Origin of the sequence: Rhizobium etli 8C-3, assembly GCF_001908375.1 — a bacterium.
GTDB classification, from domain to species: domain Bacteria; phylum Pseudomonadota; class Alphaproteobacteria; order Rhizobiales; family Rhizobiaceae; genus Rhizobium; species Rhizobium etli_B.
The window spans coordinates 79,638-93,148 of record NZ_CP017242.1; the positions used below are offsets into that span (position 1 = coordinate 79,638).

The window sequence follows — 13,511 nt, forward strand, 5'->3', positions numbered from 1 at the left end:
ACAGCGATTGAGAATGGAGGTTCATATGCAAGAGAAGCGCGTTGTCCTGATTACGGGGGCGAACCAGGGGATCGGCCTCCAGATCGCAAAGGAACTCGCCGCCGCGGGCCTGACGGTTCTGGGCGGTTCGCGCAACTTTGCGAGAGGAGAGGAGGCTGCCGGAACAATCGACGGAGACGCTTACGCGATCCAGCTCGACGTGACGGATCAGGCCTCGATCACGGCGGCAGCGGAACATATCCGCAGGGAATTCAGTCGGCTGGACGTATTGGTCAACAATGCCGGCATCTCCAACACCACTTGGAAGGATGGCATGTCCCTGATGGAGTACGCCCAGACGGTTCTGCCAAGCAAGGTCTCTTTTGAAGAGATACACGCTGTCTGGGATGTCAACGTGTTCGGCCCTTTAAGGGTTTACCAGGCGGTGTTGCCGTTGCTGCGCGAGGCGCCCTATGCCAGCATCGTCAATGTGTCGAGCGGCGCTGGTTCCTTGGCGATGAATGCGGATCCCAGCAACCCGCACCGTCCAGCCTTCGGTCCCGTATACTCGGGTTCCAAGGCAGCGCTTAACGCCATAACGCTGGCCATGTCGATCGAGCTGGAGCAGACCGGCATCAAGGTCAACGCCGTTTCCCCGGGCTTCACCAAGACGAATCTGGACAAGTACGCTGGCACCGACACGATTGAGCAAGGTGCCCGCGAAGCGGTGCGCCTTGCGCTGATCGGCCCTGATGGCCCGACAGGCGAGTTCCACGGACCGAAGGGAACAATTCCCTGGTAGCCCGGCGGCCCCTACCTTGAGGGTTTTAACCTCACGTCAAGGAATTCCGGTGGCGGGAAGGCCAATAGTCGCACCGCCTGCAAGCTTCCGGTCGTCGCCTGCGACACCCTCACATAGACGAGGATCAAAAAAGTTCACCAGGTTCAGCGTAGGTGTCCATTTCTGTCTGGTTGGTCACGTTCTCGCGAAGCATCACCACATAGGCGGTCATTTGATGACTTGCCCGCGCGCGGTTGCTTGAGCAATCGCGTCGCGGTTGCCCACTTGGCGCGACCTGCGAGTAAACTGGCGTTGTCCGCTAGTGATTTGAGCTTGGAGCAAAGCTGTCGAGTCGTCTGCCCGACACACTGGCCCTGACGGGCCAGCACTAAACATCAGAAGGAAAACCATTGATGCCAACGATCCTGATCACGGGTGGTCACAGCGGTATTGGACTGGAATGCGTCAAGCGGCTCATATTAGACGAGCATCGGAATATCGTGCTTGCGGGCAGAAGTCCTGATCACATGAAGGAAGTGGCGGATCAGCTCCGGCAGAGCAGCGGGACGAAGGTAAGCACACTGCAACTTGACACGTCTTCGCTGGCATCGGTCAGAAAAGCCGCAGTAGAGTTTCGCTCAATGATTCAGGCCGCGGAGATCGACCCGCTCCAGGCCATCCTGTGCAATGCGGGTGGACGTGGCTTCGGACCGGTTTTGTATAGTCCGGAGGGATATGAGGCGACGTTCGCTAGCAATTACCTTGGTCATTTTCTACTGGTCAATCTACTGATCGACAGTGTGGCAAACGATGGCTGAATTGTTTTTACTGCCAGCGGGACCCATGATCCCGATACGCGTGACGGGAGGGCGGTGGGGCCAGCAGTGGAACCCAACGCCTGGAAACTCGCGAAGGTAGGAGCGGATGGCGGAAAACCACTTTCATCCGGCGTGCGCTACGCCACCGCCAAGCTATGTGTCATGCTGTTCGCCTATGAGCTGCACCGCCGCCTGCGACGGAGCGGGAGTGAGATCGCCTCCATTGCCTTCGACCCCGGCTCCGTGTCAGGGACATCCTTCCTTCGCGGCGCACCGCCGCCCCTGCGGTTCATCGCCGGAACCTCCTTCGCCAAGCGGCTGATGAAGCGCGCTGGCATTACGGTGGGAAGCCTCGATGTCTCGGGAGCGTCCCTTGCCAAACTGGCGGCTGACACGGCCTATGCGGACGGGTCCGGCAAGTACTTCCAGGACGGATCGTTCGGTGAGAAGCGTTCTGCGACGATTTCGTATGACGAAGTCCGCGCCGCTAAGTTGTGGGATGAGTCCAAGGAATTAGTCGGTCTGACGAAGGAAGAGGAATGCTCTTTGCTGAACTGAGGTCGGAAGAAAGCATCCCGAAGATTGGCTTCGTCAGCGACGCGAGTGCGCGTCTATCGCAAGTATGTCGCCTGCAGACTTACCGAGCAAGATCCTCGGATGCTGCTTACCCGCCGCAGCCTCGCAGGCTCGGAGCGAGACATCTGAGATCGGGCAGACCGAGGGAATTCAACTCAAAGTCTCCGATGATGTTCCGGTTCGCCTGCCGCTGAAGCGAACCTCCGCCGGCCGCCGAATGTCGATTGCGAGCCTACTCTGCCCGTCAGAAACCGATGTACGCGCAGTCAGCGTGCACGAAGTCGGCAAGCTTGAACCTGCTCATATACGGAGATGCGTATGGACCCGATTGGAACCCTCATCGTTGACATGGCGGCAGTCGGCGCCACGGTCTAACGGCCGCCACTGCGGCAGAACGCTTCGTGCCGATTCTGCCGTCGCACGCGCTGCTTGTTGCCGTGGGAATCGCCGCAACCGATGGCTACTGGTCGATAGCGGCCTCGCTCCCCGCAACGATTTTCGGAAGCCTCGTCGGCTGTTATATGGATTAGCGTAGTTAGCTTACAAATAATTGTCAGCCCGATCTATAATCAGGGGCTAGCAAAATTATCGGCTGCGGTCGTTTGACTCGTTCCTATTAAGCATCATTGCACGACGAGCCTCTATTCCTTGATTCCTTTGGTATTCCTGATACTTTCTGGCGATCCGCCTGTCATCTGCATCATCAAGAACGCTCTCGATTTTATCAAAGGTTTCCTCCCCAACAAAACCCTTAATTTTTTCTCCTACCTTTTCCATTTTATCGTCCGGGACGACTTTCTGAATACCAGATACTACCTTCTCCAACGTTCGGTCGCTGACAGAATTGACCTTTGACCCGATACGTTCGGCTAGCTTAGCTATAGTGCCCATTTGATGCTCTCCTGAGTGGTTTTGGAGAAAATATCACTCCTTGCTAAGAATCATAATAATACCGGGTTACATTAGTAACTCTTTCATATGCGTTGGCGCTGAATCTGGGAGTATTGAACCGGACGCAGGAGATCAGCGCAGCTGGACGGCTGGAAAGCCTCAAGCATCTCCAGACTTTTATTCTTGAGATCGGCCAGCCAACGCTTCCTATGCGTCTCTGCGGCCGAAAGAGCGGCCCGCTCCCAAACGCTGGATTCAGATGACCTGCTCTCTCCGCCACCGGACTTTCAACGCCCATTGTGCCCTCACGTCATTATTCTTCATAGAAGAATAACACGCACATTGTTTGAGCTAAAAGGATCGGTCCTTCAGATCGCTCGCTACGGCGCTATGGTTCCCATCGAGCCGAGCGCGTGTCCTTATACGGACCAGTAAGGAACGTATCTCGCGTTCCTCCTGCCCTGATCCGGGTCCGCCGGTGCGATACGGCCGAGTTTGATCGATTCGGCGATAATTGCGGATACTGCCTGATACTCTTCCGCCGGAAGCGAGAATCGTTCCCTGAGGGTTGCATTACTCATGTAGTCGTGCGTTAGCCAGCGCAGAACACAATGAAATAAGCACGCCCGCATCTTCTCCGCCTTCGACATCTGGTTGAAGCTCTTGGGTGCGAACAGCACGACACGCATTGAGTTCTCAGACGAGATGAAATCGGGGGCGGGGAGATGCTCCGCTTCGATCTCGATTAGCGTCTTGTCGAGTCCACCACCGCGTTCCTCGCAGAGGCCGAATGAACGCATCGTGGCTGCCAGTTTTTCGTTTCGGGAGCGGCGTTCATCGAGGATCCGGTCGGTGCTGATCAGAGAGTTGCCCGGATTGCTGACCTCAATCCGGTTATCATAGATCTCGACCACGGGACCGACGCCGGTCGCCATGAAATCCTGATGGATGAGTGCGTTGGCAATCACCTCCCGGATAGCTGTTTCCGGGAAGTGCGGAACCATGCGTCGCACTCCGTCGATATAGCGTTCGTCCTTGGGCAGGCGTTCCATCAGGAATTTCATCATGCCGGTGAAGCCGACCGCGTAGCCCTTCTTGCCTTCCTGTTCGAAGTCGGATCGAGATTTGTCGCGGCCGGCATATTTGACGATGCGAACGGTTTTCCCGGCGATGGACGGAAAAGCGGTGACGTCGCGGGCCAGCATGATCGCGCCGAGGTTGGTAATGTCGAACCGGCCTTCAAGATTATCCAGAACAAACCCTCGATCCGCAATCTTGCGGATTACCTCTTCTTGGCTCTTGGGCCTTGGCTCTCCGGTCAAGTCGAACATGGGGTCCGGATCCAGTAGGGCGAAGACGTCGTCTGTGGTTACGTTTGATGCAGCCACGGCTGTCTCGAAGCGACGCCTTCCGGTCGCTATCCAGAGCGCCCGTTCATGCTCGGGAAACTCGGCGAGCTTTTTCTTGTTCTCGCCAATTCGGATGAATTCCGCACCGCTGAACCGTACCGGCCGCTCGTAAGATGGCTCGATGGCAATCACTGAGTAGGCAAGGCCATCGCATGAGAAATCCAGAACCTCGATGAGGACGCGTGGCTCGATCATCCGGCTCAGCCAATTGGTAAAATCCTCGTTTCCCTGCTTTAGCTGTTGCAAACGGAGTTCGGTCCCCACGCGTTCTTTCGTGCGGTCCTCCACTCCGAAGACAAGGAAAGCACGATCCCTGCCAGCCAGCATGGCTGAATTCGCGAGGGCGGAGACATACTCACCAATTTCGCGGGGATCCTTGTTGTTGACCTTGAATTCCAGCCAGGCACTTTCGTTCGGCTCTTGAAGCAAACGGTTGAGCAAAGCACAGGGATCATGGATGGGATCTCGCTCGCGTCCCGCAAGATCGCTCCTGATGTCGTCGGCGCTTACTTTGTGGATTGCTGCCAGATCCGCTCCCATCACCGTGCCGAGGTTCGCGGCTGTTGAGTCGCTTGCGATGTGTTCTTGCCCCGGCGGTTTCTGACCTGAACGGTATGTCACAACAGCAACCCCCTTCTTCCGGAGACGGAGCGGGTAGTTCGACGATCACAAGCATGTTGCCGGGAAGGGGACGCTGCAGGTGCTTGACCTCGTCTCAGGATCCCGTGAGCCACAGGTCGACTTCCTCCGGCGTCGTCAGGATCGCAGGCATTGCCTTGAAATTAATCGGCGCGACGATCTCGTTCGGTGATGTCGTCAGAAAACCGAACAGCTCATATTCGCGCTCGCTATCTCGGACGCGCCGAACGCCTTTCCAGGGCGTCCAGAAGCCGGCGAAGAACATCAGAGGCCTGTCCTTGTTGCCAGCGAACCCGGCGTTTGGAACCTTACCGCCCGGCAACTTGCTTGTGGGATCGGGTTCGGCAAAGGAAGTGAACGGCACGACGCAGCGGCTGGTCGGTCCGAGCCAGGGTCGCCAGTGCGGCGAGCCAACGTTGCGGATGTTGGTGACGCCGGGATCGTAGTTCTTCACAAAGGCCGGTGGCGACGGCATGCCCCATGTGACGCGTGCGATCTCGCGCTGTCCGTCTTCACTGAGGCGGACAACCGGCGCCTGGTAGCTGGGTAAGACGTCAAGTGAGGGTTCGTTCCAGCCGGCCTTGTCGCGGAACGCCTTGGTGAACTGCATCACGGCATCGCGTGTCGTCGTGACATTGTACAGATTGCACACTCTCCAACCTTCTGTCTCCACATCCGCGCCCATCCATACCAGCTTCGGGACGAGCTTGATCGCGCCGTCGGGGTCCGCCCTGGTGGCGACATAAACGAACGATGGAAAAGACGTAGGAATTCAGCCGCACACAACCGCGCATTATCCAATACTGCGTGGGAGGCTTTGCTCTTCCCATTACAGCGAGTATGCCTATGCGCAACACCGACGAAGAGGACCATTGTCATGTCAAGTTTTGAAGAGCTGAAAGGAAAGCACCACATTTTCCAATTTTATGTCGCCAAGGCCGAGGCGCGGGCCGCAAAGGCCGCAGAGGATCGTGACTTCGAGCTGGCTGACCTTCTAGGCAGTCTCAGCAGCATTGTTCGCGAGGACATCCAGGTTCTCGAGGATGCAATTGCAGATGAGCAGTTTGAAGGCGAGGGAGCGTCGGTAGCGGCGCGTTAGGGCTGGAACATTCAGGCTGGCCGGCTGCGGCTCGGCCGTCGTACCGAAATCTCTGACAACGACGCGCACCAGGTCGTCTGCCCCGCCTTATTGACCGCAGACCCCAACCGCGCATCCTGGGAAAGAGAATTAATCATGGTTGCTGGCCGCATCGCCCTTTCCACCGTAGGTGCTTACTCGGCGGCCTGCGATAGAGAAATCATAGCGGCCTCCGGTAAGGCAACTCGCACCAGAAACTCGTAGTCGTCCACCATCTGGTGGACATCCGATCCAGTTCTGGCGACGGTCCAATAGTCGCGGCCGGCGCCGAACACCGTTGAAATTTGCACGACCTCCCAGGCGCCTCCGGTTTCCCTGCGCCTTGCCCAGTAGAAGCATTCGGGCTCCAAGGCCAATAACTCAAGCATCCGCGAACTCCCACATTGCCCATGTTACCATTGAACCGTGCGTTCGGACCGAAGTCCCAGTTGATGCCCGCACCCGCCGGGCAGCAACCATACATGAGGATCCCTCGGCTGTCATCGCGCGTTGATGCATGCCATGACATCTGCCTTAGCCTGGGTCGCTTCCACCACTTGTTTGCAGGCGTCTCATCGCCGAAACCGGCAGTATTGAGAACCACGGCCTCGCCCCGGCGCGGGCCATTTCCCGGAGCAGCTTACGTGACATCAAACCGCTCAAGCATCTTCTTGAGCTGCAAGTTCTGTAGATGGAGCTGTTCAGCCAGTAGCGTCTTGAGCCGCTTATTCTCTGCACCAAGGGCGGCCACTTCCTCCAGGGAAACGGAATCCCTAGCAGTGACGGATTCCGCACTTCGGGGCTTGTTCCTCCCCATCGCAATGGGACCACGCCTAACACGATTTCGAGGAGTACGCTTTGATGTTGTCCGAGGCTGCGGCTCTGGCTGGCTCTCCGGCATCTGCGCAACAATTTCGACCGCGAGAACGCTGGCCTCATGTTGATTTGGCACTTCACCGTCTGCGCCGTTGCCCGATGGTGTCGCCGTGCCTGCAACGTTGGCCTCACCTGCGTGCTCGCTAGCAGAACCCGAATTCATCGGATTAGACGGGCCGTCTCCACCTTCGTCAGGCGTACCGGGTGCTCCATCTGAATTGAACGGATGCGGCGCGCTATCTTCCGTTTCGCGGGCGAAAGCCTTGAGATCAGTGTCGCCCCAAATTGAGTTGGTCCGCGCCTTCATCGCTCGCCGACCCGACTTGAATTCAACAACGAATTTCCGTTGTGGCGTTTTCATATGATTTCAACCTTAAGCAACTCGTAGCACAGCCAGCGCCGACTGGCGCCACTGCGTTCATGCCCGGCGGGGCCTATATATCACCTCACCGCGCGCTGCAACTGGCCAGCGCGCGAGACAACGACCCATACTTCGCGGCGGCAGCCCCGTAGTAAACGACCTTTTGAGGAGCTATCCGCAGGAAATATTCGCGCCAGCAATCTCACCTCAACGGCGGGATGGGAGGGGAGCCAAATTTCGGAGTTTCGCAAGGTCAGGCGGCCTATCGAGAAAATGACCGCCTGCACGGCCTCGCTCGTAGATCAATCCAGCCCGAGCCTCTTGCGCAGTACCGTATTTTCCGCGCGCAACTTTTCCGCCAGACGCTTGCGAAGCTTCTCGTTCTCCTCTTCGAGCTGAACAAGATCTGCCAGCTCATCGCCGGCCGGAGCAGCCTTCTCGTTCTTTTGAACAGCGGGCGTCGCGGTCCGTTTCCAGTTATAGTAGGTCTGCTCCGATATGCCGGCAGTCTTGATCGCGTCCTTGAGGGTGCTTTTGCCTTTGGTGATTTCCGTCTCGATCAGCTTGAGCTTACCGGCTTTTTCCTGCTCGCTATACGTCCTGGGCTTAGCCGCGGGCGACTTTGCAGCAGCTACCTCTGATGCAGCGCGCGCCGGTTCGGCAGCCGTCTTCTGACGCTGTGGCGACCTCTGCTTCTTGACAGCAGGTGTTTTTGCCTCCGCGTCCGTCGTCTCAACTGCAGCAACCGGTCCTATGTTGTTCTCGTCAGCCATCAATAGTTCCTCTCTAGCCATCGCCTGTTCTCGGCTGAATGAACTATAGAGTCAACATTCCCCGGCCTCATCTTTGCGGGGAGTCGAATGTAATTGGGCGGCCTCGGGATGGCATGCAGGAGACAATCTGAAGCGCCGTAAGATCGCTGAATCATAATGCTTTCGATTGGGTCACTCTATCTCGTAAATCGCCGCGTTGTCCTGCACCTCACGCAACCCCTTGTATGACGAATGCCTGAGCTTGCCGTCGTGCGTCCATGCCCGGTATTCGATCTCGGCAATCAGCGTCGGCTGCACCCAGACAATACCCTTCGATCGGTCCTTGTATTCGACGGGCAGTTTCTTCGTTATCAGGCGATCGAGCATAGAGCGCAGCTCCCATGCGACACTTTCCCTGAAGCCGGTCCCGACATTCCCGACATAGACGAGCCTATCGCCCTTGCGCGCCGCAAGCAGCAGGGAGCCGATTCCAGCCCGCGCGACCATGGACTGTTCATAGCCGACGATCACAAAGCTGTCGCTCTGGAGGCATTTGATCTTCAACCAGTCGCCGAGGCGGCCGGAGCGGTAGGTGCTGTGCCGGTTCTTGGCAATGATGCCCTCGAGGCCGTGCTCGCATGCAGCAGCAAGCAGTTGATCGCCGTCTGCCTCGACCTCTTCGGAAAGTCGAATGTCGCCCTCCTTGCCGGCGACCAGATCTTCGAGCAGATGACGCCTTCCGGACAATTCCATCTCGGTCAGGTCATGACCATCGAAGTAGAGCAGGTCGAAAGCCATGAAGAGTGCTTCGCCGGACGTGCGTTTGCCGCCACGCCCGCCAAGCGATTGCTGCAGCAATCCGAAATTCGGCCGCCCGTGCTCGTCGAGAACGACTGCCTCGCCGTCGAGGATCGCAGTTGCCACGCCGAGCTGCTTTGCGGCTTCTGCTATCGCCGGAAAGCGATGCGTCCAATCATGCCCACCTCTCGTGATGATCCGGACGCGCCTGGGTTCGATGTGAACCGCGAGACGATACCCGTCCCATTTGATTTCGAAGACCCAGTCCGGTCCCTTGGGCGGCTTCGCTTTTGTAAGTGCCAGACATGGCTCGATGCGCGCGGGCATCGGATCGAGGGGAAGGTTCGGCTGAGCCGGATCTCGCGGCTTGCGAGCTCTTGAACGAACCGGCATATCGGTGGCGAGCAGCGGTTTTGGTGGCGGAGATTTGACCATCCGATGATTACATCAGGGAATGCGTAAAAAGAAAACGACATTTGAGATGATGGCATCGGAAGAATACAAGCCGAAATGCAAATAGCGGGACGCATGGCCGATGGCGCAATACCCGAACGAGGTAGCGGCGGAGCGGCGCTCAGAGATGCCTCTCCACGTAGCCGTTCAGAAAGTCCCATCTCATGCCGAGCGGCTGCCTGACCAGATCGTAATGATCGTTGAACCGCTTGATCAGGGAGCCCTCCAGGTCCGGATCCCACATCGTCGCCTCATAGCCCAAGCGGCCGCTGACAAATACCGAAAACTCTCTGAGCCCAAACGATTTTTCGTCATCTGCGCGCATAAGCTCGATAAACTCATCGGTAAGAGCGATAATTTGGTTGTGCGTGATATTCGACATGACCAGACCTGCACGTTTGCGAGATTGCGAAATTTTAGCAACTTTCGGCCTTGAATTGTCATCTTCGAGCGAGCATCCGAGTTGTTCCCCGAATTCGAACTGTATGGCGGGCGTGACCGGGGCGTGCAAGGCGATTTGGAGGAGGGATATGAAGCCAGCCGAAACATGGCGCCATGCTTTTAAATCTGTATTCAACGAGATTCCGAGAGGCCGGCGCTTGTTCACTAGGATACCGGCAGCTCACTCACTCCGGCGGCCTTAAGTTGATCAGAGCACGCTGACGTTTTCCGCTTTCGACTTTCCAGTTTTGCGGTCCTGGCCTAGCTCGTAGCTTACCCTTTGTCCCTCTTTCAAGGATCCGCCTCGTTGCAGAGCGGAGACATGCACAAATACGTCCGTCCCGCCATTCTCAGGAGTGATGAAGCCAAACCCTTTGTCTTCGTTGAAAAATTTGACACTACCGGTAGGCATGAAAGCTCCTGATGATAAGGCGGCCGCTTGCCGCGCCTGTGAACCTATAGTGCAATCGTCTCGCTATCAATGGTGTGTCAGATTTCGCTGGTAGTTGCAAAACAACACGTCGGCCTAGCCCCGCTCAAGAACTGCGGGGTTAGGTCAAAATGAATGCACCGGGCGAGCTCGAACCCTGCTACGGGAGCAACAGCAGCTTTCCGGTCGTGCGTCGGCTCGCCATGTCCGCGTGGGCCAAAGCTGCGTCTGCAAGAGGATAGCTTTTCCCGAGATTGACCGTGAGCGAACCATCGCGCGCCCAGTCGAAAAGCTGCCGGCTGCGGGCGCGAAGGAGTTCGGGGGTCTGGATGTGATCTGAAAAGACGGCGTAGCCGATCTTGATGCTTTTCGGCAGGCTCATGATGTCGAGCAGGCCCGGGCCACCCAAAACGGGACCGTACCAGCAAAAGGTTCCCGAACGGCGCAGGCTATCGAGAGATCCTTGGAAGGTCGTGGGGCCAGAGCCGCCGTAGACAACATCGACACCCTTGCCTCCGGTCAAACGCAGAACGTCCTGCGCAAAGTCTCCCCGGGTGTCGACAATGACATGCTCGGCCCCAGCCTGCTTTGCGATGGCCATCTTCTCTTTGGAGGAAACACGCCCGATTACACGGCCGCCGCGCAGCCTGATGATCTGGGTCAGGAGCAAGCCGACGCCTCCGGCAGCTGCATGGACCAGTGCGATGTCGCCCTGCTGAACCGGGTAGAAGTCGGTTGCGAAGTGGCTTGCGGTCAATCCCTGCATCATGATCGATGCGGCTGTCCGGTCATCGATGAAATCAGGGATACTTACCAGCGACGTGACGGGGATCGAGATCCGTTGCGCATAGCTTCCCGGTGCGTAAACCCAGGCGACGCGGTCGCCCACGGAGAAATCCGTCACGCCTTCACCGACCGCGAGAATGCGCCCTGCGCCTTCGACGCCAAGTATTTTCGGGTTTGGTAAGTCGGTCCAGGCCATGCCTTGCCGAACCCCGATGTCCATGAAGTTGACGCCTGCCGCAGCAATCTCGACGAGAACATGTCCCGGCGTGACTTCGGGCTCCCGATAATTCACAAATTCTATGACATCGGTGTCACCAATGTCGTTCATGATAATTGCTTTCATCTGCTTTACTTTCTTGACTGATTGTTCCAGAATTGACTAAATTTTTTACCGCTGTCCGAGTGCGCGAAGCGCCAACTGCCCGAGCGACTCCAGTTTCTCTTTCCCGGCACCCCCGCGCGCTGCGATCCGAATCCCGGCGATGCTGGCAATGAGAAAATCAACCACCGCATCTGCCGACAGCGACCTATCCAGGTTACCGGCGTCTTGCGCCTGCTTGATGCGTTCGCTTGCTGCATGTCGCAATCGATGATCGGCGGCGAGATGCACGTCGGTCAGGTCTGGCCGGCTCTGGCCGAACTCGCAGATTGAGTTGACGCCGAGGCATGCCTGGTCCGCGGAGGCCACGACCCTGTCGATCATCGCCGCAATTCCGTCCACGGCGCGCGGATTGCCGCGCAGCACTTGAATATGCGCGTCGGTTTCTGCGAATGCATAGCGTTCCACTGCGAGGCGGTAGAGGGCCCACTTGTCGCCGAAGGTGTCATAAAGGCTCTGTCGGCCGATCTTCATGGCCTTTACCAGCATCTCCGTCGACGCCCCGTCGAAGCCATGCTCCCGGAATACGCCCACCGCTGAATCGAGCGCCTTGTCCCTGTCGAACTCTTTGATCCTTGCCATAAGGATGTAGATAGGGATTCTGGAATGAACAGTCAAGAATAATCTTCACCAATGGACCATGTTCGTTGAAGTAGCCGCCGCTTGGTCCATCACGCAATGCGAGAATCCGAGGCGATGCAACGCAGCTTAAGCAGGTCGTCTTGAACCAGCCAAATGGCAAATCTTCAGCGCAACTTCAAACGACCTTTCGAAGGCTGGTACCGGCAGAAACTCGTAACGTGAATGGAAGTTGTAGGCGCCGGTGAAGAAGTTCGGTGTCGGTATCCCTCTGGCTGAGAGGACCGCGCCATCGGTGCCGCCGCGCATCGGAATCACTTTCTTCTCGATCCCGAGTCCCTCCATGGCATTGAATAGAATAGCGATGGCACGATCGTCACGCGCGAGGCTCGTGGAGATGTTTCGATAGGTATCGGTGACCTGGCAGCGGACATTCCCGGTGGGATAACGTGATCGCATTTGTTCCGCGACGTCGGCGATCAGGCGTTTGCGCCGATTGAAGCCATCTGTGTCGAAATCCCGGATCAATGCGGTCAGTACTGCCTCGCTGTCGTTGGCGATGAGGTCCTTGAACCAGAAGAAGCCCTGGCGTTCCTCCGTGCATTCAGGCGTCTCCTCGCGGTCGAAGTGGGAGATGAAGTCCATCGCCATCAGCAGCGGATTGATGAGCATTCCTTTTGCGGACATCGGGTGCGCACTGACGCCGGTAAAGACGATCTCGCAGGATGCGGCGTTGAATGTCTCCAGGACCACCTCGCCAAGTTCGCAGCAGTCGATCGTGTACGCAAAATCACAGGGAAAGCGGGAGAGGTCCAGCGCCTTGGCGCCGCGCAATCCGATTTCCTCGTCCGGCACGAAGGCGATGAAGACATCGCCGTGGCCGACCTGCTGATCGAGCCGGGCAAGCATCGTCATGATGATCGCGATGGCGGCCTTGTTATCCGCACCGAGCACGCTGGTGCCGTCACCGACGATGATGTCTTCCCCCAACCAGTCAAGAACTTCCGTATGTTCGGCGACCCGGAGCCAGATGTCTTCTCCGGCGTTAAGGCAAAGGTCCTCGCCTTCGAAGCGGAGAATTTGTGGGCGGACGAAGGGCGAGAGGCCGACATCGACCGTGTCGAGATGCGCGATGAAGCCGATCGGTGGTACCTCAGGCTTGTTGCCACGTTTGACGCCCGTCACGATGGCATGCTCGTCGATGAGGACGTCCTCCAGGCCGATGGCGCGCATCTCGTCGACGAGCAAAGTTGCAAGAGCAGCCTGTCCGGGCGAGGATGGCAGGGATTGGCAGCGGCAGTTGCTTTGGCTCTCGATCGCGGCATAGCGAAGAAACCGGCTGATGAGTTCTTTCTGAACTTCCATGTTCATCATCCTCGTCCTGAAGCAGTTCCGACCCTTGTCGGCGGCGTTTTTTTAGCTGAGATGGGCCGGCTCACGGCCGCT

At 57.5% G+C, this 13,511-nt stretch carries 15 protein-coding genes and 1 pseudogene; 4 read left to right on the forward strand and 12 right to left on the reverse strand.

The features are described from left to right. Positions 1–25 precede the first annotated feature (25 nt). From AM571_RS20830 to AM571_RS20840, 3 genes are all read left to right on the forward strand, one after another. Positions 26–781 (forward strand): SDR family NAD(P)-dependent oxidoreductase, encoded by a 756-nt coding sequence (locus AM571_RS20830; protein WP_074063439.1) that lies wholly within the window; start codon positions 26–28, stop codon positions 779–781. Positions 782–1,173: 392 nt separating this feature from the next. Further along, positions 1,174–1,578, forward strand: coding sequence for an SDR family NAD(P)-dependent oxidoreductase (locus AM571_RS20835; protein WP_074063440.1), 405 nt, complete (start codon positions 1,174–1,176; stop codon positions 1,576–1,578). 66 nt (positions 1,579–1,644) lie between these two features. Continuing rightward, positions 1,645–2,136, forward strand: a complete 492-nt coding sequence (locus AM571_RS20840; protein WP_155774491.1) for a hypothetical protein — start codon at positions 1,645–1,647, stop codon at positions 2,134–2,136. Between the two features lie 603 nt (positions 2,137–2,739). Here AM571_RS20840 and AM571_RS20845 read toward each other — a convergent pair. The 3 genes and pseudogenes from AM571_RS20845 to AM571_RS20855 form a co-directional block, all read right to left on the reverse strand. Beyond that, entirely contained in the window at positions 2,740–3,045 is a 306-nt protein-coding gene (locus tag AM571_RS20845) for a hypothetical protein (RefSeq protein ID WP_074063442.1), read from the reverse strand. Positions 3,046–3,464: 419 nt separating this feature from the next. Further along, positions 3,465–4,895 (reverse strand): ATP-binding protein, encoded by a 1,431-nt coding sequence (locus tag AM571_RS20850; protein ID WP_237358587.1) that lies wholly within the window; start codon positions 4,893–4,895, stop codon positions 3,465–3,467. A 187-nt stretch (positions 4,896–5,082) separates the two neighbouring features. Continuing rightward, a pseudogene (locus tag AM571_RS20855) lies at positions 5,083–5,745 on the reverse strand (SOS response-associated peptidase); the annotation flags it as partial. A 225-nt stretch (positions 5,746–5,970) separates the two neighbouring features. Here AM571_RS20855 and AM571_RS20860 point away from each other — a divergent pair. Further along, positions 5,971–6,192, forward strand: a complete 222-nt coding sequence (locus tag AM571_RS20860) for a hypothetical protein (RefSeq protein WP_074063443.1) — start codon at positions 5,971–5,973, stop codon at positions 6,190–6,192. 173 nt (positions 6,193–6,365) lie between these two features. Here AM571_RS20860 and AM571_RS20865 read toward each other — a convergent pair whose 3' ends face one another. The 9 genes from AM571_RS20865 to pepT form a co-directional block, all read right to left on the reverse strand. Next, complete coding sequence (locus AM571_RS20865) at positions 6,366–6,599, reverse strand: hypothetical protein (RefSeq protein ID WP_074063444.1); 234 nt, start codon at positions 6,597–6,599, stop codon at positions 6,366–6,368. Between the two features lie 251 nt (positions 6,600–6,850). Continuing rightward, entirely contained in the window at positions 6,851–7,447 is a 597-nt protein-coding gene (locus tag AM571_RS20870; RefSeq protein ID WP_074063445.1) for a hypothetical protein, read from the reverse strand. Positions 7,448–7,749: 302 nt separating this feature from the next. After that, on the reverse strand, positions 7,750–8,220 hold the full coding sequence (locus AM571_RS20875; protein ID WP_074063446.1) for a transposase: 471 nt from the start codon (positions 8,218–8,220) through the stop codon (positions 7,750–7,752). A 171-nt stretch (positions 8,221–8,391) separates the two neighbouring features. After that, positions 8,392–9,432 (reverse strand): non-homologous end-joining DNA ligase, encoded by a 1,041-nt coding sequence (ligD, locus tag AM571_RS20880; RefSeq protein ID WP_074063447.1) that lies wholly within the window; start codon positions 9,430–9,432, stop codon positions 8,392–8,394. A 139-nt stretch (positions 9,433–9,571) separates the two neighbouring features. Beyond that, positions 9,572–10,027, reverse strand: coding sequence for a hypothetical protein (locus AM571_RS20885; protein ID WP_155774492.1), 456 nt, complete (start codon positions 10,025–10,027; stop codon positions 9,572–9,574). Between the two features lie 72 nt (positions 10,028–10,099). Continuing rightward, positions 10,100–10,303, reverse strand: a complete 204-nt coding sequence (locus tag AM571_RS20890) for a cold-shock protein (RefSeq protein ID WP_074063449.1) — start codon at positions 10,301–10,303, stop codon at positions 10,100–10,102. Between the two features lie 178 nt (positions 10,304–10,481). Beyond that, positions 10,482–11,450, reverse strand: a complete 969-nt coding sequence (locus tag AM571_RS20895; protein WP_074063450.1) for a quinone oxidoreductase family protein — start codon at positions 11,448–11,450, stop codon at positions 10,482–10,484. A 45-nt stretch (positions 11,451–11,495) separates the two neighbouring features. Continuing rightward, the gene (locus tag AM571_RS20900) at positions 11,496–12,068 is read right to left on the reverse strand and encodes a TetR/AcrR family transcriptional regulator (RefSeq protein ID WP_074063451.1); all 573 of its coding nucleotides are present in this window, start codon (positions 12,066–12,068) and stop codon (positions 11,496–11,498) included. 126 nt (positions 12,069–12,194) lie between these two features. After that, positions 12,195–13,430 carry a peptidase T gene (pepT, locus tag AM571_RS20905; RefSeq protein WP_074063679.1) on the reverse strand — a complete coding sequence of 412 codons (1,236 nt, stop codon included), beginning with the start codon at positions 13,428–13,430 and terminating at the stop codon, positions 12,195–12,197. Between the last annotated feature and the right edge of the window lie 81 nt (positions 13,431–13,511).

Bases quoted from the DNA above. Each gene is read 5' to 3' on its own strand.
- AM571_RS20870 (WP_074063445.1), bottom strand. From the start codon at position 7,447: ATGAAAACGCCACAACGGAAATTCGTTGTTGAATTCAAGTCGGGTCGG.
- AM571_RS20900 (WP_074063451.1), bottom strand. From the start codon at position 12,068: ATGGCAAGGATCAAAGAGTTCGACAGGGACAAGGCGCTCGATTCAGCG.
- AM571_RS20875 (WP_074063446.1), bottom strand. From the start codon at position 8,220: ATGGCTGACGAGAACAACATAGGACCGGTTGCTGCAGTTGAGACGACG.
- AM571_RS20890 (WP_074063449.1), bottom strand. From the start codon at position 10,303: ATGCCTACCGGTAGTGTCAAATTTTTCAACGAAGACAAAGGGTTTGGC.
- ligD (WP_074063447.1), bottom strand. From the start codon at position 9,432: ATGGTCAAATCTCCGCCACCAAAACCGCTGCTCGCCACCGATATGCCG.
- AM571_RS20895 (WP_074063450.1), bottom strand. From the start codon at position 11,450: ATGAAAGCAATTATCATGAACGACATTGGTGACACCGATGTCATAGAA.
- AM571_RS20865 (WP_074063444.1), bottom strand. From the start codon at position 6,599: ATGCTTGAGTTATTGGCCTTGGAGCCCGAATGCTTCTACTGGGCAAGG.
- AM571_RS20835 (WP_074063440.1), top strand. From the start codon at position 1,174: ATGCCAACGATCCTGATCACGGGTGGTCACAGCGGTATTGGACTGGAA.
- pepT (WP_074063679.1), bottom strand. From the start codon at position 13,430: ATGGAAGTTCAGAAAGAACTCATCAGCCGGTTTCTTCGCTATGCCGCG.
- AM571_RS20830 (WP_074063439.1), top strand. From the start codon at position 26: ATGCAAGAGAAGCGCGTTGTCCTGATTACGGGGGCGAACCAGGGGATC.
- AM571_RS20845 (WP_074063442.1), bottom strand. From the start codon at position 3,045: ATGGGCACTATAGCTAAGCTAGCCGAACGTATCGGGTCAAAGGTCAAT.
- AM571_RS20860 (WP_074063443.1), top strand. From the start codon at position 5,971: ATGTCAAGTTTTGAAGAGCTGAAAGGAAAGCACCACATTTTCCAATTT.